Here is a 21448-nt window from a genome sequence, read left to right on the forward strand (position 1 = left end):
CCGTCCCGGGAAGGGACGGGCCGCGTGACGCCGGTGGACGATCAGGCGTCGTAGCCGTACTCGTCGTCGTAGGCGTTGTAGATCTCGTGCCAGCCGCCGCACTTGACGGGGAACTTGCTGTACAGACCGATCTGGCAGACCTGCGCCTGGACCTGCGCGACGTCGTAGCGCCAGAAGTTGATCTGCTTGTAGCCGCCGGCGCCGCAGTACTTGTACGACTTGAAGCTGGAGGACCAGTCGTCCTCGCTGTCGTCCCAGTCCTGGACGCGGAACCGGATGTAGGCGCACTTGCCGCCGTGCCGGTAGGTGCGGTTGTCCAGGTCGTACAGCTTGCCGGTGACGTGGACCCGGTTCGACTCCTCGTCGTCGTAGTTCACGTCGATGTGGCCCTTGGCCTTGGCGAGGTGGTTGGAGGACCAGTAGGTGCCCCACCACTCCGAGTAGTCCCAGTCGTCGTGGTGGGAGGCGGAGGCCGCGGACGCCGGGGCGGCGCTGGCGGCGGTCGTGAGGGCCGGCAGCCCGAGGGCGGCGACGGCGGTCGCGGCGGCGAGGCCGAGGGTGATGGAGCGACGCATTTCGGTTCTCCTGTTCGAGGACGATCCCCCGATGCGGGGTGCTGTCGGGGTTGCGTCTCAGTGATAAGCCGCTTCGCCTGCAAATCGCTTTCACCGCCCGGATCGTGGTTTGCAGGCCGCTTTCAAGCACCTGAACACACGCTGAACCCTGGCGAATCGACGGGAGCGTTATACGTGCGCCTCTCCGCACGATCTATCATTTGCTCACGAATCTTGCCGTTCAGGAGACAGGTCCACATGCCTGACCACGCCACCTCGGACGACCTGCGCTTCGCCGTACTGGGACCCGTCCTGGCGTGGCGCGACGGCGTCGAACTCGACCTCGGCACGCCCCTGCAACGCTCCATTCTCGCGATGTTGCTGCTGCGGGAGGGACACGCGGTCTCGCCGACCGAGATGATCGACGGCGTGTGGGGGGAGGACGCGCCGCCGCGTGCGCTGGGCGCGCTGCGCACCTACGTCTCCCGCCTGCGCACCGTCCTCGAACCCGGCCGCTCCCCCAGGACGCCGCCGCAACTGCTGACCTCGGTGGGCCGGGGGTACGCGCTGCGGCTCGGCCCCGCCCGGTTCGACCTCGCCGTCTTCGACCGGGAGTGCGCCGCCGCCGAGTCGGACCGCCGTACGGGCCGGGTGGAGCAGGCCGCCCGGCGGCTCCGCGGCGCCCTGGGGCTGTGGTCGGGCGAGCCGCTCGCCGGCGCGGTCGGGCCGTACGCCGAGCACCAGCGCGACCGGCTGGCCGAGCGCCGCATCGGCGCCGTCGAGGCTCTCATGGAGGTCGACCTCGAGCTCGGCCGGCACGCGGAGATCATCTCGGAGCTGGTCGCGCTCGCCGCCGAGCACCCGCTGCGCGAGCGGATCCGCGTCCAGCTCATGCTGGCCTACTACCGGTGCGGCAGGCAGGCCGAGGCGTTGTCGGTGTTCACCGAGACCCGGCAGGCGCTGGTGGACGAGCTCGGCATCGAGCCGGGCGCCGAGCTGAGCGAGATGCACCGGCGGATCCTCGCCGCCGATCCCACGCTCGCCCCCGCGTCCCCTCCCGTACGGCTGTCGCAGCACGACGACGCCGAGTACGGCGATGACAGAGAGACCACCCCAGGTCACGGCCCGATGGTCGAGATGCCGAGACCGGCGCAGCTTCCGGCGGCGATCACCGACTTCACCGGCCGCACCCGCCTGGTGCACCGGCTGCTCGAGCTGCTGCGCGGCGAGGGCCCGGCCGGCGGCACGGGAGAGGGAGTGCCGATCGCGGCGATGTCGGGCATCGGCGGCGTGGGCAAGACGACTCTGGCCGTCCACGTGGCCCACCTCGCGGAGGACCTGTTTCCCGACGGCCAGCTCTACGCCGACCTGCGCGGGTACGGAGTCGAGCCCACCGCGCCGGAGACCGCGCTGGTCGCGTTCCTGCGGGCGCTCGGCATCCCGATGGACGTGATCCCCGACGGCCTCGCCGAGCGCTCGGCGTTGTTCCGGTCGCTGCTCGCGGACCGCAGGATGCTGGTGCTGCTCGACAACGCCCGCGACGCCGACCAGGTGGAGCACCTGCTGCCCGGCTCGGCCGGCTGCGCCGCGATCATCACCAGCCGGGGCAAGCTGGCCGACCTGCCCGCGGCGCGGCTCGTCGACCTCGACGTGCTGGAGCCCGACGAGGCGCTGTCGCTGCTGGCCGCGGTCGCGGGGCCGGAGCGGGTGGCGGCCGAGCGGGCGGCCGCGATGGACGTGGTGGCAGCCTGCGGCTTCCTACCGCTGGCCGTGCGGATCGTCGCCGCCAGGCTCGCCTCCCGTCCGTCGTGGACGGTGGCCTCGCTCGTCCCCCGGCTCGCCGACGAACGCCGCCGCCTGGACGAGATGAAGATCGGAAACCTGGCGGTCTCGGCCACGTTCGCCCTCGGGTACGGCCAGCTCGACGCCCGGCAGGCCCGGGCGTTCCGGCTGCTGTCGCTGCCGGAGGGCTCGGACATCTCGCTCTCCGCCGCGGCGGCCCTGCTCGACCTCACCCTCACGGAGACCGAGGACGTGCTGGAGTCGCTGGTGGACGCCAGCCTGCTGGAGGCGCCCGCACAGGGCCGCTACCGCTTCCACGACCTGCTCAAGCTGTTCGCCCGGCGGCAGGCGGAGGCGGACGAGGAGCCCGAGGCCCGGGCGCTCGCGCTGCGCCGCCTGCTGGGCTTCTCGCTGGCGTCGGCGGGCGCGGCGCACCGGCTCGCGTACGAGGGCAGCGCGATCGCCGACAACCTGGTCGACCTGGGCATGCGCGGCCACTCCTTCGGCTCCGCCGACGAGGCGGTGGCGTGGCTCTCGGCGGAGGCCGAGAACCTGTTCGCGGCGGTGGCCCGGGCGTACGGATCGGGAGAGGACCTGGTCCCCGCGGCCGACCTGCTGCTGGCGCTGGAGCCGCTGCTGGAGTCGGGCACCAACCAGCGCGAGTTCGAGCAGCGCGTGTCGGCGCTGCTGACGGCCGCGCGGAACGCGGGGGAGCGGCGCGCGGAGATGCGCTGCCGGTACGTGCTCGGCCGGGTGCTGTTCGGCGCGAACCGGCTGGCCGAGGCCGAGTCGCACTTCCTGTCCGCCCGGGCCCTGGGTGAGGAGACCGGCGACCACGTCGTGCTCGGCGAGACGTGCAACGCGCTGGCGGTGGTCGCGGGGCGGCAGCGCCGCCACACCGAGGCGCTCGACTGGTTCGGCCGGGCGGCGACGATCTTCCGTGAGGTCGGCAACACCGCGGGCGAGGCGCTGGCGTCGTGCTACTCGGCCCGCGACCACCTCGGCCTCGGCCGGCCCGGCGACGCCATCGCCGCCGCCGAGCGGGGTCTCGCGGTCTTCTCCGAGATCGGCAGCGGCGCCGGGACGGCCCGGGCCCGCTATCACCTCGGCAACGTGTTGTCACACGTCGGACGGCTGAACGAGGCCGTCGTCCACCACGCCGAGTGCCTGGCCTTCTTCCGCGCGAGCAACCAGCGGGTCTGGGAACAGCGGGTGTGCTACCGGCTCGCCGCGACCTTCATCGCCGCCGGCCGGTACGCCGAGGCCGCCCGCCACGCCGAGGAGGCCCTCACGGTCAGCCGCGAGATCACCCACCCGTACGGCGAGGCGCAGTCACTGGCCGCGCTCGGCAAGGCCCTCATGGGCGTCGGAGAGGCCGCGCGGGGCGGGGACGCCCTGGAGAAGGCACTGGAGATCTTCACCCGGCTCGGCTCGCCCGAGGCCGCCGACATCACCGCGCTCCTGGCCGGCCAGGCCCAGACCCAGGCCGACACGTAGGTCGTCGTCCAACCGGCTCATCCGGACGTGGTTGATCATGCGCTCGCCCCTTCTCGTGTCCCGGGGACCCGTGCCCCGGAGAGATCGGCCCGGCCGGCCGCCCGCCGCCTTGGGGCGCGCAGGGGGCCCGGTCCTTTCCGGTGCGCCCCGTGGCGGCTCGCCGCCTCACATGAACGACCGGCCAGGCTTCGGTGCGGGCCCCGAACCCCCCCGGAGCCCGCACATGACCAGAGTCGCCCCGGGCGTTCAACTTCCGATCAACACGGGGTTGCAGCCGAGCTCGCGACCTAGCCGGCAATCGAGAGGAAGCCCTCGGCGACCAGCGGGCGGAGCGCCGCGGGTGCCCGGCCGAGCACGGCGTCCGGCTCCTCCCCGGTGAGTTCCGCGATCGCGGCGAGCAGCGGCCGCGTGGGCAGGTCGCCGTCGCACACCCCCGCCAGAGCCGCCTCCACCGTCCCCACGGCGGCCGTACGGCGGGCGCCCCGGGTCTGCCTGAGCACGATGCGGGAGGGGTCGTCGGCGCCGGGCGGGCCCACACGCTCCTCCACGACGCCCTCGGCCACCCGGAGGCGCGCGTCGAGCAGGTCCTCGTCGGAGAGGTCGTACGCCGTGCGCGCCGCCCGCAGAACTTCCTCGACCAGCGCGCCGGCCGGCGGCTCCACCGGGTGCGTCAGCTCCTCCACCCGCACCAGCGGGCTGAGCGATCCGGAGTCGTGCAGGGCGATCCAGCCGAAGCCGACGCCGGTCACGTCCATCGACTCGAACCACGCGAGCCACTCGTCGTAGCGCTCCCGGTAGGCCGAGGTGCCGTGCTCGGCGGAGTCGCGCAGCCACAGTTCGACGTACTCGGCGGGGTCCTGCACGTCGCGTTGCACGGCCCAGCCGTCGCAGCCGGTCTCGGTGAGCCAGCCGCCCACCCTGTCCTGCCAGTCCTCGCCCTTGACGTGCAGCCAGTTGGCGAGGAAGCGGGCCTGCCCGCCCTGTGCGAGATGACGGGGCGTGCGCCGGACGAGCTCGCGGCAGAAGTCGTCGCCGTGCCGCCCGGTCTCCCGGTAGGTGTACCTCGCCTCCGGCGCGATGACGAACGGCGGGTTGGACACCACGAGGTCGAACCTCTCGCCGTCCACCGGGTCGTACATCGAGCCCTCGCGCGCCTCGACGCCGTGCACGCCGGAGAGCTCCCAGCTGAGGCGGGCGAGCCGCAACGCGCGGCGGTTCACGTCGGTCGCGACGACCTCGCCGGCCCGGGGAGCCAGGTGCAGCACCTGCACCCCGCAGCCGGTGCCGAGGTCGAGCGCCCGGCCGACCGGGGCGGCCCAGCCGAGCTGGGCGAGGTTCGCCGACGCCCCGCCCGCCCCGACGACGTGGTCGGGGCGCAGGGAGGGGTCGCCGGGCCGCACCTTGCGGTCGGAGACGACGTACGCCGGATCGGCCGCCCCCGCGTCCCAGGGCTGGAGATGCACGGTGGACTGGACGGTGTCGCCGAGCCGCACCAGCAGGCCGGCCTCGATGAGGTCCTGGAGGGGCAGGTCGGCGGCGGCCATGCTGACCGGGACGCCGAGCCACCACAGGCGGATCAGCGCGGCGAGGGGGTCGGCGTCCCTGGTGGCGCGCAGCGCGGGCACGATCTCCTCACGGGCCAGGGCCGAGGCCGCCATGTCGCCCAGTCGCTCACGTACGCCGTCGATCGAGTAGCCGGTCTCCACGAATCTGTCGCGAAGCCGTCGGACCAGGTCAGAAGGGGCGTCCACGGATCGAATGTATCGCGGCGCCGCCGGACGGCACGCGGACTTCGGCGGTAAGCCGTTGATAAGTGAAACTCAAGCAGCAGGCCGTATTCATATGGGGAACCCCCGACCGAGGACCTCGATGCTGCTGCCCTGTCTGGCGTGCGACTGCCGCCTGCGCTCCGACGAGTATTTCGACGCCTGCCACGACTACAACCGGGCCAGGGACGTCGTCATGTGGACCTGTCCCCGCTGCGGCAACCGGGACGAGATCCGCGTCTTCCCGGGAGAGCTGGGCTTCGGCTACGCCCGCGGCAGGCGGTTCGACGTACAGGACCGCGTGCCGGTGCCGGGGCTGCGGCGTCACCGCTACGAGCTGCGGCTGGAGATCTGTCTCGACGGCCGGGTGTGGCGGGTGCTGAGCCGGGAGCTGCCGGGCCCCGGCGTGGGCGCTACGGCGTCTTGAGGCTGTGCCAGGCGGCCTCTCCCAGCTCGCGGATCTCCTCCGCGGTGGGCTGGTGGGCGCCGCTGAACCACAGGCGGCACATCTCCTGCGCCGGGCCGAGCCACAGCACGTAGCACATGGTGGGGGGGACCGGCCGGAGCTCGCCGTTCTTCACGTGCGGCCGCCACCAGTCGGCGACCTGGCGGAAGAAGTCGCGCCGCGACTCGGCGACCTCCGGGCCGCCGGGCTCGTTGCGGCGGGGCGGGCGCTCGCTGATCAGCAGGCGGGCGCGTTCCGGGTGCTCGCCGCACCACGCCATGTGCAGGGCGACGATGGCCTCGATCCCGCCGCGCGCGTCCTCGTGGCGGAGGAGCTCGTCGACGAACGCGTCCTGGTACGCCTCCAGGATCTCGGCGTAGAGCACCCCGTAGACGTGCTCCTTGCTGGTGAAGTGGTGATAGAAGCTCCCGACGCTGACGCCGCTCTCCTGGCGGAGGCTGGCGAGCGTGGTGGCGGACACCCCGCTCTGGCTGAACCTGCGCAGGGCGCCCTCGATGATCCTCGCCCTGCCGTCCCGCCCGCTTCTCACATTGTTCACAAAGTCAATGGTGAACCAACAGAACCTTGTTCTGCAAATGCGGGAGTGGCTTCGGATTCGATTGTGGCAGAGCGGAAGGGGTTTGTGCATACGATGCGTGACATGCGGCGTTATCGGGTGGACAACTGCTCCATCGAGCGAACCCTCGCCGTGCTCGGCGAGAAGTGGACGCTCCTGGTGCTGCGCGAGGCGTTCAACGGCGTCCGGCGGTTCGCCGATCTCCAGGCGCGTACGGGGGCGCCCCGGCAGGTGCTCAGCGCCCGGCTGTCCCGCCTCGTGGACGAGGGACTGCTGCGCAAGGTGCCCTACCAGGAGCCCGGCCAGCGCCAGCGCGACGAGTACCGGCTCACCCAGAAGGGGCTCGACCTCTACCCGATCCTGATCGCCCTGATGCACTGGGGCGACCGCTACCTCGCCGACTCCGCGGGGCCGCCGGTCGTGGTGACCCACCGCGACTGCGGCGCGCCGGTCGCGCTGCGGCTGCTGTGCGCGGACGGCCACGAGGTCGGCGGGCCCCGGGAGACGACCCCCCGCCCCGGTCCCGGCGCCCGGCTCGGCGCCCCCGCCTGACCACGCAGCCTGACTTACCGGCGCCTGACATACGGACCACCCGTGGGGCTGCCTAGGCTGGTCACGTGTACCGGTTCCTCCTCACACGCCGCTGGGTCGGGCTGCACCTGCTCGTGCTCGCGCTGATCCCCGCCTTCTTCTTCCTGGGGAAGTGGCAGTGGGGGCGGTTCGAGGAGAACTCGGCCAGAAGCACCAGGATCACCGCCAACCTCGCCGCCGCGCCCGTGCCGATCGACCGGCTCGACCGGCCCGGCGGGGCCGTACCGGAGAAGGACGGGCACCGTCTCGTCACCGCGACCGGGCGGTACGACCCCGCGCACGAACTCGTGGTGCGCCGCCGCACCCTCAACGCCCGGGTCGGGTTCTACGTGGTCACCCCGCTCGTGACCCCCGGCGGCGCCGTACTGGTGAACCGGGGCTGGGTCCCGGCCGGCGCGACCGCGGACGCGCCGCCGCGGGTGCCCGCGCCGCCCGCCGGAGAGGTGACGGTGACCGGGCGGCTGCGCCCGGCCGAGACACGGGAGAACAGCGGGATCAGGGTCCGGGCCGGGCTGCCCGCCGGTCAGATCCTGCTGATCGACACGTCCTCGGTGGCCAGGGGCCTGCCGTACCCGGTCTACGGCGGCTTCGTCGAGCTGACCGACCAGCGCCCGCCGGCCGGTGCCTCCCCCGAGCTCCTGCCGGCGCCGGACGTGGGAGCCGGCGGCGGGCTCAACCTCGCGTACGCCGTGCAGTGGTGGTTGTTCATCGGGATCGCGGTGGGCGGCTGGGTCCTGCTCGTCCGGCGAGAGGCCCGCGATCTGCGGGAGGCCGGGGACACCGGGGAGGACACCGGGGAGGACACCGTCCCCGAGGACGCGCCACGCAGCGTGATCAGCCCAGTGATCACACCCAGTGACCGGGACACCGCAAGGTGAGCGAACGGATACCAACCGGAGACCTTGCAGCTTGTACGGTGTTATCCCTTGGCTTTACCGTTTACTCTCGTGACGACGCCGCTGCATCCCGACCCAGAGCCGAGGCGGCGGGACTACGTGATCATTTCGGTCGACGATCACCTGATCGAGCCGGCCGATCTTTTCGAGGGCCGTCTCCCGGAGAAGTACAAGGACCTCGCGCCCAAGGTCGTCGAGACCGAGGCGGGTCACCAGGTGTGGCGGTACGGCGGCGCCACCTATCCCTGCGCCGGGGTCGACGTGGGGGCGGGCCTGCCCAAGGAGCAGTGGACCCTCGACCCCGTGCGCTTCGACGACATGCGGCCGGGCTGCCACGACATCGAGGAACGCATCGGTGACATGGACCGCGCCGGGATCTGGGCGGCCCTCTGCTTCCCCGGGATGCTGGCGAGCCAGGCGGGCGTGGCCTTCGGCCGCACCCGCGACCAGGACCTCGGGCTCGCGCTGGTGCGGGCGTGGAACGACTGGCACGTCGACGTGTGGGCGGGCAGCTACCCCGAGCGCATGATCGCGCTCCAGCTGCCCTGGCTGCCCGACCCCGAGGTCGCGGCCAAGGAGATCAGGGAGAACGCCGCCCGCGGCTTCAAGGCCGTCGTGTTCCCCGAGTTCCCCACCCGGCTGCGGCTGCCGTCCATCCACAGCCGGCACTGGGACCCGTTCTTCGCCGCCTGCGAGGAGACCGGAACGGTCGTCTGCCTGCACACCGGGGCGTCCTCCTGGGCGCCGGTGCCCTCGCCCGACACCCCGGTGGAGGCGATCACCACGCTGATCCCGGCCAGCGCGATGTTCGCCTGCGCCGACTGGCTCTGGTCGGGGGTCGCGCTGCGCTTCCCCAAGCTGCGCGTCCTGATCGTGGAGGGCGGCGTGGGCTGGCTGCCGATGCTGGCCGAGCGGGCCGACTACGCGCTCGACCACCCCGTCGCGGGCGAGCCGGCCTGGGAGGGCGGCCTGAAGCCCAGCGAGGTGCTGCGGCGCAACTTCTTCTTCGGCACCCTCGACGACAGCGCGCTCAGCTCGGTGCGGCTGGCCGTCGGCATGGAGCATGTCCTGCTGGAGACCGGCTATCCGCGCGCCGAGTCGACCTGGCCGGACACCCAGCGCGCGGTGGCCCGAAACCTCGGCAGCCTGCCCCCGGCCGACATCGCCCGGGTCTCGTACGGCAACGCCGCCCGCCTGTTCGGCCATCCGCTGCCGTCACGGGCCTGGCTGCGGATGGAACAGCTCTAGCGCCGCACTCGACCCTTGTGCACGGACCCGGTGTGCGTGGGCCCGGTGTGGACGGAGCGGGCGCCGTTCTCCCAGTCGACGAACTGGCCGCTCTCGCCGAGCAGCGCGGTCGCCAGCCACAGCAGGACGCCGAAGTCGTCGACGATCCCGATGCCGAGAAGGAAGTCGGGCACCACGTCGATGGGGGACACGATGTACGCCACGGCCATGCCGAGCATGGCCAGCTTGCCCTTAGTCAGGCCGTGATACTCGCCCTTGACGGCGGCGCGGATCATCCGGGGCACGGCCTTGAGGCGCGCTCCGACGCCGGGCGATCCCGGCCGGGACACCTCGCGGTAGGCGCGCCAGGTGGCCGCCGCACGTCCTGCCTTCACCATGAGGACACCTCCCGGGGGACACCAGTGCAGGGCACCGGCTGCGGGACACCAGCTGAGGAACACTGCCCGCCCTGTCCTCCCGTTAACGTCCGGCCGTGCCCGCCCGGTTCCTGTCACGCCCGCAGCTCGTGCACCACCTCGATGACCTCCCTGGCCACGCCCTTGATGCCGGGCAGGTGCGACAGGGCGACCAGCCGGTCGACGAGCGGGACGACCCGGTCGATGAGGCGGTGGGTGCGCGCGCAGCCGGGCGAGGAGTCGTGCACCCAGAACAGCACGACGCCCATCCACAGCATCCACAGCAGCTCGGGCAGCTCCTCACGCAGTTCGTCGTCCATGCGCCCGGCCGACCCGTCGACGACCTCCCGATAGAGCGCGATGGCCGACTCCCGCGCGGGCGCCGACTCGGCGCTGAACGGGCTGAGCGGGTTGCTCGGCTCGGCGGCGTGCTTGAAGAACTTCACCGCGAACTCGTGGTACGGCTCGGAGATCCGCACCCACTCCCGCAGCACGCCGCCGAGGCGTCCGGCGAAGGACCGCTCGGCGGCGAACACCTCGCGGCAGGCGGCCTCGTGCGTCGCCTGCGCGCGGTCGTAGTACGCCTGGACCAGCTGTTCCTTGGACGTGAAGTAGTAGTAGGCGTTGCCCACCGACACGCCCGCCTCAGCGGCGATCGCACGCATCGTGGTCGCCTCGTACCCCCGCTCCCGGAACAGCCGGAGGGCCGTCTCGACGATGAGCTCCCGTGTCTTCTCGGCCACGATCGTCACTGTACGGCGCGGCCGGGCGCGGAGCGGGGGTCAGGCGAACTCAGGAGGACTCAGGCGAACTCGGTGGCGACAAGCGCGGCGATCTCGGCGGTGTTCAGCGCGGCGCCCTTGCGGAGGTTGTCGCCGCACACGAACAGGTCGAGCGTGTTGGGGAAGTCGAGCGCCTGCCGGATCCGGCCGACGTAGGTCGGGTCGGTGCCCACCACGTCCGCCGGCGTGGGGAACACGCCGTTGGCCGGGTCGTCCAGCACCACCACGGTCGGCGCGGCGTCGAGGATCTCCCGGGCGCCCTCGACGGTCACCTCCCGCTCGAACGTCGCGTGGACGGCGAGCGAGTGGGTGGTCACCACGGGGACGCGCACGCAGGTCGCGGAGACCCGCAGGTCCGGAATGCCGAGGATCTTGCGGGACTCGTTGCGGACCTTCAGCTCCTCCGACGTCCAGCCGCCGCCCCGGATCGAGCCCGCCAGCGGCACCACGTTGAGCGCCAGCGGAGCCGGGAACGGAGACTCGGCCAGGTCGGGCACGGTCTTGCGCACGTCACCGGCCACCGTGCCCATCGTCCGGTCGCCCGCGACCGCCTCGATCTCGGCGTACAACCGCTCGGGGCCGGCCACTCCGGCGCCGGAGACGGCCTGGTAGGAGGCGACGACCAGCTCGCGCAGGCGGTACTCGCGGTGCAGCGCGCCCATCGCGGCCATCATCGACAGCGTCGTGCAGTTGGGGTTGGAGATGATCCCCTTGGGCCGGTTGCGGGCCTGCTCGGGGTTGCACTCGGGCACCACGAGCGGCACGTCCGGGTCCATTCGGAAGGCGCCGGAGTTGTCCACGGCCACCGCGCCGCGCTCGGCGGCGATCGGCGCCCACTCGGCGGACACCTCGTCCGGCACGTCGAACATCGCGATGTCGACGCCGTCGAAGGCCTCCGGCGACAACGCCTGGACCACGACGTCCTCACCGCGCACGCTCAGCACCTTGCCCGCCGAACGCGAGGACGCGATCAGCCGGATCTCGCCGTACGCGTCGGACAGGTCGCGGCGGTTGGTCAGGATGTCGAGCATGACCGTGCCGACGGCGCCGGTCGCGCCGACGACGGCCAAAACGGGCTTGCGGCTCATCTTCCGGTACCTCCGTACACAACGGCCTCGACCTGGTCGGAGTCGAGGTCGAACGCGCGGTGGGCGGCGGCGACCGCGGTGTCCACCTCGTTCTGCCCCACGACGACGGAGATGCGGATCTCCGAGGTCGAGATCATCTCGATGTTCACTCCGGCGTCGGCCAGCGCGCCGAAGAACGTGGCGGTGACGCCCGGGTGCGAGCGCATGCCCGCGCCGACGAGCGACACCTTGCCGATCTGGTCGTCGTACAGCAGCGACTCGAACGCGACCTGACTCTGGATCTTCTTCAGCGCGGTGAGGGCCGTCTGGCTGTCGTTCACCGGCAGCGTGAAGGAGATGTCCGTCCGCCCGGTCGCGGCGGCCGACACGTTCTGCACGATCATGTCGATGTTGATCTCCGCGTCCGCCAGCGTGCGGAAGATGGCGGCGGCCTCGCCGACCTTGTCGGGCACCCCGACCACAGTGATCTTGGCCTCGCTCCGGTCGTGCGCCACCCCGGAGATGATGGGCTGCTCCACTTCGGTCCCTTCGCTGTAGGGGTCGGAGACGACCCAGGTGCCTTCCCTCGTGCTGAACGAGCTTCTGACGTGGATGGGCAGGTTGAACCTGCGGGCGTACTCCACGCAGCGCAGGTGCAGGATCTTGGCCCCGCACGCGGCCATCTCCATCGTCTCCTCGTAGGAGATCCGCGGGATCTGCCGTGCTGTGCGGACGATGCGGGGATCGGCCGTGTAGATGCCGTCCACGTCGGTGTAGATCTCGCAGACGTCCGCGCCGAGCGCCGCCGCGAGAGCGACGGCCGTGGTGTCGGAGCCGCCCCGGCCGAGCGTCGTGATGTCCTTGCTGTCCTGGGAGACCCCCTGGAACCCGGCCACGATCGCGATCTGGCCGGAGTCGACCGCCTCCCTGATGCGGCTCGGCGTCACGTCGATGATGCGCGCCTTGCCATGCGTCGAGTCGGTGATCACGCCGGCCTGCGAGCCGGTGAAGCTGCGCGCCTCGTGACCGAGGTTGGCGATCGCCATCGCGAGCAGCGCCATCGAGATCCGCTCACCCGAGGTGAGCAGCATGTCGAGCTCGCGGCCGGGCGGCAGCGGCGACACCTGCTGGGCCAGGTCGAGCAGTTCGTCGGTGGTGTCGCCCATCGCGGAGACCACCACCACGACGTCGTTGCCCGCTTTTTTCGTCGCCACGATCCGCTGGGCGACCCGCTTGATGCAGGACGCGTCGGCTACGGAGGAACCACCGTACTTTTGCACAACGAGCGCCACTGGAATCTCCAACGAATCAGGACGTGGAGCTCACAGTGTACTTGTGCGTCCCAAACGCCCACCGTACGCGACCAGCATGTGGACGGTCAGACCGTGGTCAGACCGTCGTCCCTTCTTCGACCACGTCGAGGCGGGCGTGCGCGACGAGCGACTGCAGGGCCCGCAGCGCCGCACCGGCGTGGTTGCCCCACGTGTTGAAGTAGGAGAACTGCCACCACCACAGCGCCTCGAGAGGACGGCCCGCGCCATAGTGGCGCAGCCCGTGGATGAGGTCGGCCGCCACCGCCGCGAGGTCGTCCGACAGCCGGTACGGCGTGACGGCGTCGTCCTTGTAGGGGTCGAAGACCTCGGCGTAGTCGTCCACCGGCCCGAGCCGGGCGGCCAGCGCCGTACGGAGGGGGTCGATGTCGGGGTCCTCGCTCAGCACGGGCTCGACGTTCCCCTGCAGGATCACGTCCTGCGCGGCCCCGAGCTGGGTGCCCGCGAGGCTGACCTGGGCCACCTCCACCAGAAGCAGCGGCAGCGTCGCGTCGCCGCCCTCGCCGCCTGCCAGGCGGGTCAGGCCGTCGATGTAGTTCTGCGCGTGTCCGGCGACGCGTGCGGCCAGGTCGTTCCACTCGTCAGACATCCAGCAGCCTCCGTCCTTCGAAAGCGCGGCCCAGGGTGACCTCGTCGGCGTACTCGAGATCACCGCCCACAGGCAGGCCGCTGGCCAGTCGGGTCACCTTCAGCCCCAAAGGTTTGACGAGGCGGGCCAGATAGGTGGCCGTCGCCTCGCCTTCGAGGTTCGGGTCGGTCGCGAGGATCAGCTCGGTGACCTGGCCGTCGGCCAGCCGGACCATCAACTCGCGAATCTTCAGGTCGTCCGGCCCGACACCGTCGATCGGGCTGATCGCTCCTCCGAGCACGTGGTAGCGGCCGCGGAACTCGCGGGTCCTCTCGATCGCCACCACGTCCTTCGGTTCCTCGACCACGCAGATCACCTGCGGGTCACGCCGCTGGTCGCGGCAGATGCGGCATTCCTCTTCCGCGGCGACGTTTCCGCAAACCCGGCAGAAGCGCACCTTCTCCTTGACCTCCAGCAGCGCGTGCGCCAGCCGTTTGACGTCGGCCGGGTCGGCGGCGAGAAGGTGGAACGCGATCCGCTGCGCGCTCTTGGGACCGACGCCGGGCAGCAGCCCGAGCTCGTCGATCAGATTCTGGACGACCCCTTCGTACATGCTCTAGAACCCCGGCAGCTGACCGCCGCCGAAGCCGCCCCCCAGACCCTGCGCGAGCGGGCCCAGCTTCTCCTGCTGCAGCTCGGCCGCGGCGCGTACGGCGTCCCGCACGGCGGCGAGCACCAGGTCCGCGATCGTCTGCGCGCTCTCCTCCGGGTCGCTCGTGTCGATGGCGACCGGGCTGATCTCGAGTTCCAGCAGCTCGCCGCTGCCGTTCACGGTGGCGCGGACGAGCCCGCCGCCGGCGGTCCCGTCGACCTCGGCGTCGCTGAGCTCCTGCTGCGCGGTGACGAGCTGCTGCTGCATCAGCTGAGCCTGCTCCAGCAACTGCTGGAGATTGACATCTCCTGGATTCACGATGGTGCGCTCCTCAGCATCCAGCGACGTGTTCGTCGCGACGAGCCTACGGCGTCCGTCCCCGTTTCCGCACCGGAGCCGGTACGCGTGTTCCGCCCGGGGCCGTCGGCGGACGGACACCGGTTACCCCACCAGTCTCCGTCCATGCGGTATCCGTCTCCCGCGCGGGTGAGGCGCTCAGGAGTGGCCGATCAGGAGTGGTCGATCTCCTCGATGATCCGGCCGCCGAGCTCGTGCTGGATCAGGGCCATGCCGGTCAGCTCGCTCACGTCCGCGCCCGCGTCGCCGCGGCCGGGAACCGTCTCCGGCCAGGCCTGGCGCGGCCTCGCCGGCGCGGCGGAGCGCCCGGCCGGTCTCGCGGTGGCGAACGCGGACGCCCCCGACGGCGGACCGGGCGACGGGCTGTCGAAGTCGTCCGACGGCGCGTCCGGCCAGGTCTCGTCGGTCGTCCCGCCGGTGCCCGCCCCGCCGTTCCCGGCCGGCGGAGCCGTGGGCTGGGCACCGGTCGGGGCGGTGGTCTGGGCAGCGGTCGGGGCGGCACTGGGAGGCGCGGCGGCCGGTGACGGCGCCGTGGACGCCGCGGGCGCCGTGGCCATCGACGATCCCGTGGGCGCGACCGGGGCGGCCGGCGCCGCGGGGGCGGGCGGGCCGGACGGGCCGCGCGCGGCGGAGCCGGACGGGCCCGGGCCCGAGCCGCCGACGACCACCTCGACGCGCCAGACGCCGCCGAGCACCTCGCCGAGGGCGGCGGCCACCGTCTCGTCGCGCTTGCCCTTGAGGAAGCCCTGCACGTCGCCCGGCTTCTCGAAGCCGATGGTCACCACGTTGCCCTCGACGCCGAGCAGCCTGCCCTGGGCATTGAGGATGATCCAGGCGACCTTCTGCCGGTTCCTGATCGCCTCCAGCACCCGCGGCCAGGCCTGGTGCACCGGCCCGCCGCCCTGGACCACGCCCGTCGAGGGCGCCTGGGCCTGGGCCTGCGCGGGCGGCGGAGCGGCCCCCGAGCCGGGCCGTACGGGAGTGGGCCAGTCGTCGGCGTCGCCGGTCCTCGCGGGGGCGGCCGCCGGTGGCCGCGGGCTCTGCGCCGCCGACGGTGCCGCGGACGGCGCCGCGGGTGAGGCCACAGGTGGTGCTGCCGGTGGTGCGGGAGGTGGTGCGGCAGGAGGCGCGGCCGGCGGCGGGGCGGCGGCGGCGGCGTGCGTCCCGGCCACGACGCCGCGCTCCAGCCGTTCGAGCCGGGTCAGCAGCGCGGCCTCGCCCTGGTCGGCCCCGGGCAGCAGCACGCGGGCGCACACGAGTTCCAGCAGCAGGCGGGGAGAGGTCGCGCCGCGCATCTCGGTCAGCCCGGCGTTGAAGACCTCCGCCGCCCGGGTCAGCTCGGCGGGGCCCATGGACGCCGCCTGAGCCTGGAGGCGCTCCAGCTCGTCGGCCGGCCGGTCGAGCAGGCCGCTGCCCGCGGCCTCGGGGACGTTGGAGAGGATCACCAGGTCGCGGAAGCGTTCGAGCAGGTCGGTGGCGAAGCGGCGGGGGTCGTGGCCACCCTCGATCACCCGGTGCACCGCGTGGAACACGGCCGCGCCGTCCCGCTTGGCGAACGCGTCGACCACCTCGTCCAGCAGGTCGCCGTCGGTGTAGCCGAGCAGGGACACGGCCCGCGGATAGGTGATCCCGGCCTCGTCCGCGCCCGCGAGAAGCTGGTCGAGGATCGACAGCGTGTCGCGGGCCGACCCGGCGCCCGCCCGGACGACCAGCGGTAACGCGGCCGGCTCGTACGGCACCGACTCGGATTCGAGGATCTCCTCCATGAGCCGCCGCAGCGTGGCGGGCGGCATCAGCCGGAACGGATAGTGGTGGGTGCGGGACTTGATCGTCCCGATGACCTTCTCCGGCTCGGTGGTGGCGAAGACGAACTTGAGGTGGGGCGGCGGTTCCTCGACCAGCTTCAGCAGCGCGTTGAAGCCCTCACGGGTGACCATGTGGGCCTCGTCGATGATGTAGATCTTGAATCTCGCCGAGACGGGGGCGAAGAACGCCCGCTCGCGCAGATCACGCGCGTCGTCGACGCCGCCGTGGGACGCCGCGTCGATCTCGATGACGTCGAGGTGGCCGGGCCCGGTGGGCGCCAGCGCCACGCAGGACTCGCACTTGCCGCAGGGGTCCGGCGTCGGGCCCTGCTCGCAGTTGAGGGACCGTGCGAGGATGCGCGCGCTGGAGGTTTTGCCACAGCCGCGCGGGCCGCTGAAGAGATAGGCGTGGTGGATCCGGCCGCTGCGCAACGCCTGGCGCAGCGGGTCGGTGACGTGTTCCTGCCCCTTGACCTCGGCGAACGTCCCGGGTCTGTACTTGCGGTACAGCGCAAGACTCATGCCGCCTCCTCGGGGGGTCGACCCGGCCGGCGTACCCGCTAACTGAGAGACCCCTCGCACACCCGCCAGAGCCCGCTTATCCTTGCTGCCTTCCGGCCCTGGGGAGGTTCACAGGATGACGCCGCGCGAGGGGTCCGCTGGACAGTCTAGCCACTCGGCGGGGGTGCGCGGGACGTCGAATCACACGTCGAAACCACACCGGAAGTGAGCTAAGCTGTCCGACGGAGGATTCGCCTAGTTGGCCTAGGGCGCACGCTTGGAAAGCGTGTTGGGGGCAACCCCTCAGGAGTTCGAATCTCCTATCCTCCGCGCTTGGTTGAGCAGCAAGAACGCGAAAGGCCCGGTCCATCCAACCGGGCCTTTCGCGCGTTCGGGGTCTCAGTTCTGGTCCCAGTCGACCGGACCCGGCTAGATCCAGCTGCGCAGGAGCATGCGGCTCAGCCAGGTGTCGTACGGCACGGGGACGGCGGTGAGGACCGGGGACAGCCACCAGAAGTCGGCCAGGGCCAGCAGGACGAACGCGCCCACCAGTGCCGCGCCCGTGGAGCGCCGTACGGCCGAGGAGCCCGGCGGCCCGAGGACGAGCCCGCAGGCGAGCACGATCGCGAGGATCAGGAACGGCAGCGCGGGCAGCAGGTAGAACAGGAACGTCGTGCGGTGGTCGGCCAGCGCGAAGTAGCACCACGGCAGCCAGCCCGCGGCGTAGCCGAGCACGACGGTCCCCGCCCGCCAGTCGCGAGTGGTCAGGTGCCACACCACCGTCGCGAGCAGCGCGAGCAGTCCGGCGTACCAGACGACCGGGGTGCCGGTCCCGAGGATCGCCTGGCTGCAGGAGCGCGTCCCGCAGGCGTCGGCCGACGAGCGGTAGTAGAAGAGGACCGGGCGTAACAGCAGCGGCCAGCCCCAGGGGTCCGACTGGTAGTCGTGGTGGGCGCTCAGGCCCTGGTGGAAACCCAGCACCTGGCTCTGGTAGTCGATCAGGGACCGCAGCGAGTCGACGACGAAGTAGGCCCAGCCGTTCTGGCTCGCGCGGTCCCAGTTGCGGCCGTAGCCGCCGGCCGAGGCCAGCCATCCGGCGAACGACGCGACGTACGCGACGGCGGGGACGGCGCAGAGCCACGCGAGCACGAGCGGCAGGTCGAGGCGGGCCGCCTGCCGGCCCGGGCGGCGCAGCCCGGCGGCCCGCCTGGCGCCGCGGTCCCAGGCGAACGCCATCACCGCGAACGCCACGATGAAGAGCACGCCGGTCCACTTCGTGGCCGTCGCCGCCCCGAGGCACAGCCCGGCGGCCAGCCGCCAGAGCCGGGGGCCGAGCCGCGGACAGACCCGGGGCCCGGGTCCTTCCGGGGCCGAGGTGCGGTGCCACTCCGCCAGGCGGGCACGGGCGGCGTCGCGGTCGGCGACCAGGCAGGCGAAGCCCGCGAGCACCCAGAACGTGAGGAAGACGTCGAGCAGCGCGGACCGCGACAGCACGAGGTGCAGGCCGTCCAGCGCCAGCAGCAGGCCCGCGAGACAGCCGAGCAGCGTCGAACGGGTCATCCGGCGGGCGACCCGCGCCAGGACCAGCACGCTCAGCGTTCCGGCGAGCGCGGCGGCGAAGCGCCAGCCGAAGGGCGTCAGGCCGAACAGCCACTCCCCCGCGCCGATCAGCCACTTGCCCAGCGGCGGATGGGCGACGTAGGCGGCGCAGTCCTCCGGCTGGGCGCAGGCGCGGAAGACGTCCCTGCCGCCGCGCAGGATCGTCTCCTCCGCGCCGTCCGCGAACTGCCGCTCGACCCCGTACGTGATCAGCGAGTAGGCGTCCTTGGCGTAGTACAGCTCGTCGAAGACGAAGGCGTGCGGCACGTCGAGACGATCGAACCGGAGGAACCCCCCGAACGCGGCCACGGCCAGGGGACCGAACCAGCCGAGCCGGCCCAGCCGGCCGAGCCCGTCGCGCCCGCCCGGCATCGGCGGCACCAGCCGGTGTGCGGCGCTCCTGGGCACGCGCGCATCCTAACCCGCGCGGCGTCAGGCATGATCACTCCTAAGCGGGGCAGTAGGCCCGGCGAGCAACGCAGTCGAGCAACGCAGTGCGGCAGTGAGTGACGGCAGTGACGGCAACGCCATCGGGAGCGTCGCAGATGGATTTCGATGATCGAGCGCAACTCGACACCTCGCAGGTCGAGGACGTCGGCGGAGGTGGCGGGTTCCGGGGTGGCGGCCTGGCCGTCGGCGGCGGCGCCGCCGGCATCATCGCCCTCATCGTGGCCCTGATCTTCGGCATCAACCCCGGGAACATCACGGGCGGCGGGGAGGAGCCCACCGGGGCTCAGCCGACCACCGACCTGAGCTCCCAGTGCAAGAGCGGCGCCGACGCCGACCAGTCGGAGAAGTGCCGGGTCGTGGGAGTGGTCAACAGCATCCAGAAGTACTGGGGCGACCAGGTCCAGGGCTACACCAAGGCGAAGACCACGTTGTTCTCGGGCGGGGTGCAGACCGGATGCGGCGCGGCCGACTCGTCCGTCGGCCCCTTCTACTGCCCCAACGACAAGCACGTCTACCTCGACCTGTCGTTCTTCGACGAGCTGCAGTCGCGGTTCGGGGCCAAGGGCGGCCCGTTCGCGCAGGCGTACGTGATCGCCCACGAGTACGGCCACCACGTGCAGGACCTGCTCGGCACGATGAACAAGGTCGGCCAGGAGCAGGGCGCGGAGAGCGGCTCCGTACGGCTCGAACTGCAGGCGGACTGCTACGCGGGCGTGTGGGCGAAGAACGCGGTGAGCACGGGCTTCTACGCCGAGGAGTTCACCGACGCCGACATCAAGGAGGCGATCGACGCCGCCGCGGCGGTCGGCGACGACCACATCCAGGAGCAGGCGCAGGGCAGGGTCAACCCGGACGCGTTCACGCACGGCACGTCGGCCCAGCGGACCAAGTGGTTCAAGAACGGCTACGAGTCGGGCGACCCGGGACGCTGCGACACCTTCTCCGGGAGCATCTGAGACCCATGTGAGGCCGATGCAGGGGCCGCCGCACGGCCTGCGGCGGCTCCGTTTGCCACGTCTCCTAAACTACATAGCGTGATCTTTAAGTTGGTCGGCGACGGACGGCCCTACCCGGAACACGGACTGTCCTCCCGAGAGTGGGCGCGGATCCCGCCCCGGCAGGTCCGGCTCGACACGCTGGTCACCACGAAGGCGGTGCTGGACCTGCACTCGTTGCTCAGCAAGGACTCGACCTTCTACGGCGACCTGTTCCCGCACGTGGTGCAGTGGCAGGGCGAGCTGTACCTGGAGGACGGCCTGCACCGCGCGCTGCGGGCCGCGCTGCACCAGCGCTCCGTGCTGCACGCCCGCGTGCTGGAGCTGCAGGACTGACGCCACCCGCACAACGAGAAGAGCCGCCGACCTGTTCACGCAGTTCGGCGGCTCTTTCGGCGTCCTAGGACAGTGGCGGTGGAGGTGGGATTTGAACCCACGGTAGGTTGCCCTACACACGCTTTCGAGGCGTGCGCCCTCGGCCACTAGGCGACTCCACCGCGCAGCAGCTTACCGGACGAACACCACTGCCCGCGCACCCGTTTCGCCCCACGGCCCGCGATCAGGCGCGGCGATCGGAGAAGAAGCCGCTCAGCACGGCCGCGCACTCGCCGGCCAGCACTCCCATGACGACCTCGGGCCGGTGGTTGAGCCTGCGGTCCCGCAGGACGTCCCACAGGGAGCCGGCCGCGCCCGCCTTCTCGTCCACCGCGCCGTACACCACCCGGTCGACCCGGGCGAGCACGGCGGCGCCGGCGCACATCGTGCAGGGCTCCAGGGTGACGACCAGGGTGCAGCCGGTCAGCCGCCAGTCGCCCCGGACGGCCGCGGCGGCTCGGAGGGCCAGCACCTCGGCGTGGGCGGTGGGGTCACCGCTCGCCTCGCGATCGTTGCCCGCCACCGCGAGCACGCGACCCGGTTCCCGATCGCCCGCCGCCGAACCACCAGCCCCCAAACCACCAGCCTGCAAACCACCGGCCGCCGTGGGACCGAGCAGCACGGCACCGACCGGCACCTCCCCGCGCTCACCCGCCCGTACGGCCTCCGCCAGCGCCAGCCGCATGGCGGCGTCGTACGGCCCCGGCGGCGGGCCGGTCACCGCAGGCGTTCGAGCTCGTCGGCGAACCCGAGCCGTTCGGCGATGAGAGACAGGATGTCGGCGGGCAGCACGCCCTCCTCCATGCTGAGCTCCAGCAGTTCCTCCGCGCTCAGCGAGAAGTCGGCGAGCAGTTCGAGGTCGCCCACCGGGCGGATGCCGAGATCGGGGGTGTCCTTGTCCACCACCACACCGGCTAGCTCGGCGAAGATCTCGCCGAGCGGGTCGTGCTGCGCCGCGTGCGCGTCGGAGATGAACACGCGCGGATCGAGATCGTCCTCGTAACGGATGATCGCGAACCACTCGTCCTCGACCTCCACGCAGAGCAGGGCCAGCTCGTCGCCGTTGAGCCCGAGCGCCTCCTGCAGGGCGTCGCCCAGGTCGTCGGCGATCTCGGCCTCGCCGAGGTCGACCTCGGCTCCGGCCCAGCGGCCGTCGATGCGGGCGAAACCGGCGGAGAAGAGGTTGGATCTGGAGGGCATTGCCGTCTCCCCAGG

Annotated in this window: 21 protein-coding genes, 2 tRNA genes and 1 other RNA gene; 8 read left to right on the forward strand and 16 right to left on the reverse strand. The window is 72.0% G+C overall.

Going from position 1 to position 21448, the window contains the following annotated elements; genetic code table 11:
- Nucleotides 1–41: 41 nt before the first annotated feature.
- Nucleotides 42–575: a hypothetical protein gene (locus F5972_RS11480; RefSeq protein ID WP_150933468.1), complete on the reverse strand. Its 534-nt coding sequence runs from the start codon at nt 573–575 to the stop codon at nt 42–44.
- Nucleotides 576–812: 237 nt separating this feature from the next.
- Here F5972_RS11480 and F5972_RS11485 point away from each other — a divergent pair, with 237 nt between their 5' ends.
- Nucleotides 813–3833: an AfsR/SARP family transcriptional regulator gene (locus F5972_RS11485; RefSeq protein WP_150933469.1), complete on the forward strand. Its 3021-nt coding sequence runs from the start codon at nt 813–815 to the stop codon at nt 3831–3833.
- Nucleotides 3834–4120: 287 nt separating this feature from the next.
- Here F5972_RS11485 and F5972_RS11490 read toward each other — a convergent pair whose 3' ends face one another.
- A complete protein-coding gene (locus tag F5972_RS11490; protein WP_404803052.1) occupies nt 4121–5593 on the reverse strand; it encodes a DUF7059 domain-containing protein in 1473 nt (490 codons plus the stop codon).
- A 109-nt stretch (nt 5594–5702) separates the two neighbouring features.
- Here F5972_RS11490 and F5972_RS11495 point away from each other — a divergent pair, with 109 nt between their 5' ends.
- On the forward strand, nt 5703–6026 hold the full coding sequence (locus tag F5972_RS11495) for a hypothetical protein (protein ID WP_150933470.1): 324 nt from the start codon (nt 5703–5705) through the stop codon (nt 6024–6026).
- Here F5972_RS11495 and F5972_RS11500 read toward each other — a convergent pair.
- Nucleotides 6013–6603 (reverse strand): TetR/AcrR family transcriptional regulator, encoded by a 591-nt coding sequence (locus tag F5972_RS11500; RefSeq protein ID WP_150933471.1) that lies wholly within the window; start codon nt 6601–6603, stop codon nt 6013–6015. The genes F5972_RS11495 and F5972_RS11500 overlap by 14 nt on opposite strands.
- Before the next feature lie 102 nt (nt 6604–6705).
- Between F5972_RS11500 and F5972_RS11505 the strand changes: the two genes are divergently transcribed.
- The 3 genes from F5972_RS11505 (at nt 6706) to F5972_RS11515 (ending at nt 9356) form a co-directional block, all read left to right on the forward strand.
- Nucleotides 6706–7173, forward strand: a complete 468-nt coding sequence (locus F5972_RS11505) for a winged helix-turn-helix transcriptional regulator (RefSeq protein ID WP_225311378.1) — start codon at nt 6706–6708, stop codon at nt 7171–7173.
- A gap of 65 nt (nt 7174–7238) precedes the next feature.
- On the forward strand, nt 7239–8090 hold the full coding sequence (locus F5972_RS11510) for an SURF1 family cytochrome oxidase biogenesis protein (RefSeq protein WP_150933473.1): 852 nt from the start codon (nt 7239–7241) through the stop codon (nt 8088–8090).
- A gap of 69 nt (nt 8091–8159) precedes the next feature.
- Nucleotides 8160–9356, forward strand: a complete 1197-nt coding sequence (locus F5972_RS11515) for an amidohydrolase family protein (RefSeq protein ID WP_150933474.1) — start codon at nt 8160–8162, stop codon at nt 9354–9356.
- Here the strand turns inward: F5972_RS11515 and F5972_RS11520 are convergent.
- The 9 genes from F5972_RS11520 to ffs all read right to left on the reverse strand — a co-directional run bounded on the left by F5972_RS11520 (nt 9353) and on the right by ffs (nt 16973).
- Nucleotides 9353–9733, reverse strand: a complete 381-nt coding sequence (locus tag F5972_RS11520; RefSeq protein WP_150933475.1) for a YkvA family protein — start codon at nt 9731–9733, stop codon at nt 9353–9355. The two genes, F5972_RS11515 and F5972_RS11520, sit on opposite strands and share 4 nt — an antisense overlap.
- A 113-nt stretch (nt 9734–9846) precedes the next feature.
- Nucleotides 9847–10494, reverse strand: a complete 648-nt coding sequence (locus F5972_RS11525; protein ID WP_225311379.1) for a TetR/AcrR family transcriptional regulator — start codon at nt 10492–10494, stop codon at nt 9847–9849.
- A 59-nt stretch (nt 10495–10553) separates the two neighbouring features.
- Nucleotides 10554–11621 carry an aspartate-semialdehyde dehydrogenase gene (locus F5972_RS11530; protein ID WP_150933477.1) on the reverse strand — a complete coding sequence of 356 codons (1068 nt, stop codon included), beginning with the start codon at nt 11619–11621 and terminating at the stop codon, nt 10554–10556.
- Nucleotides 11618–12892 carry an aspartate kinase gene (locus F5972_RS11535; RefSeq protein ID WP_150933478.1) on the reverse strand — a complete coding sequence of 425 codons (1275 nt, stop codon included), beginning with the start codon at nt 12890–12892 and terminating at the stop codon, nt 11618–11620. The genes F5972_RS11530 and F5972_RS11535 overlap by 4 nt, the downstream gene beginning before the upstream one ends.
- A gap of 97 nt (nt 12893–12989) precedes the next feature.
- Nucleotides 12990–13520, reverse strand: coding sequence for a DUF5063 domain-containing protein (locus F5972_RS11540; protein ID WP_111697605.1), 531 nt, complete (start codon nt 13518–13520; stop codon nt 12990–12992).
- Nucleotides 13513–14112, reverse strand: coding sequence for a recombination mediator RecR (gene recR, locus F5972_RS11545; RefSeq protein WP_150933479.1), 600 nt, complete (start codon nt 14110–14112; stop codon nt 13513–13515). The genes F5972_RS11540 and recR overlap by 8 nt, the downstream gene beginning before the upstream one ends.
- Nucleotides 14113–14115: 3 nt before the next feature.
- Nucleotides 14116–14469: a YbaB/EbfC family nucleoid-associated protein gene (locus F5972_RS11550; RefSeq protein WP_150933480.1), complete on the reverse strand. Its 354-nt coding sequence runs from the start codon at nt 14467–14469 to the stop codon at nt 14116–14118.
- A gap of 191 nt (nt 14470–14660) precedes the next feature.
- Nucleotides 14661–16835, reverse strand: coding sequence for a DNA polymerase III subunit gamma and tau (locus tag F5972_RS11555; protein ID WP_150933481.1), 2175 nt, complete (start codon nt 16833–16835; stop codon nt 14661–14663).
- 42 nt (nt 16836–16877) lie between these two features.
- Nucleotides 16878–16973: signal recognition particle sRNA small type (ffs, locus tag F5972_RS11560), an RNA gene on the reverse strand.
- A gap of 85 nt (nt 16974–17058) precedes the next feature.
- Here ffs and F5972_RS11565 point away from each other — a divergent pair.
- Nucleotides 17059–17144, forward strand: a tRNA-Ser gene (locus F5972_RS11565).
- A 99-nt stretch (nt 17145–17243) separates the two neighbouring features.
- Here F5972_RS11565 and F5972_RS11570 read toward each other — a convergent pair.
- The gene (locus F5972_RS11570; RefSeq protein ID WP_225311380.1) at nt 17244–18821 is read right to left on the reverse strand and encodes a dolichyl-phosphate-mannose--protein mannosyltransferase; all 1578 of its coding nucleotides are present in this window, start codon (nt 18819–18821) and stop codon (nt 17244–17246) included.
- 137 nt (nt 18822–18958) lie between these two features.
- On the opposite strand from F5972_RS11570, the gene ypfJ reads away from it, so the two are divergent.
- Nucleotides 18959–19819 (forward strand): KPN_02809 family neutral zinc metallopeptidase, encoded by an 861-nt coding sequence (gene ypfJ / locus F5972_RS11575; RefSeq protein ID WP_150933482.1) that lies wholly within the window; start codon nt 18959–18961, stop codon nt 19817–19819.
- A 78-nt stretch (nt 19820–19897) separates the two neighbouring features.
- Entirely contained in the window at nt 19898–20194 is a 297-nt protein-coding gene (locus F5972_RS11580; RefSeq protein WP_150933483.1) for a type II toxin-antitoxin system VapB family antitoxin, read from the forward strand.
- A gap of 73 nt (nt 20195–20267) precedes the next feature.
- On the opposite strand, the gene F5972_RS11585 is transcribed toward F5972_RS11580, so the two are convergent.
- From F5972_RS11585 to F5972_RS11595, 3 genes are all read right to left on the reverse strand, one after another.
- Nucleotides 20268–20355: transfer RNA gene (locus F5972_RS11585), tRNA-Ser, on the reverse strand.
- 62 nt (nt 20356–20417) lie between these two features.
- Nucleotides 20418–20918 (reverse strand): nucleoside deaminase, encoded by a 501-nt coding sequence (locus F5972_RS11590; protein ID WP_150933917.1) that lies wholly within the window; start codon nt 20916–20918, stop codon nt 20418–20420.
- A 32-nt stretch (nt 20919–20950) separates the two neighbouring features.
- A complete protein-coding gene (locus F5972_RS11595; protein ID WP_117408388.1) occupies nt 20951–21433 on the reverse strand; it encodes a tRNA adenosine deaminase-associated protein in 483 nt (160 codons plus the stop codon).
- Between the last annotated feature and the right edge of the window lie 15 nt (nt 21434–21448).

This window comes from Microbispora cellulosiformans (assembly GCF_008728085.1).
Classification (GTDB): Bacteria; Actinomycetota; Actinomycetes; order Streptosporangiales; family Streptosporangiaceae; genus Microbispora; species Microbispora amethystogenes.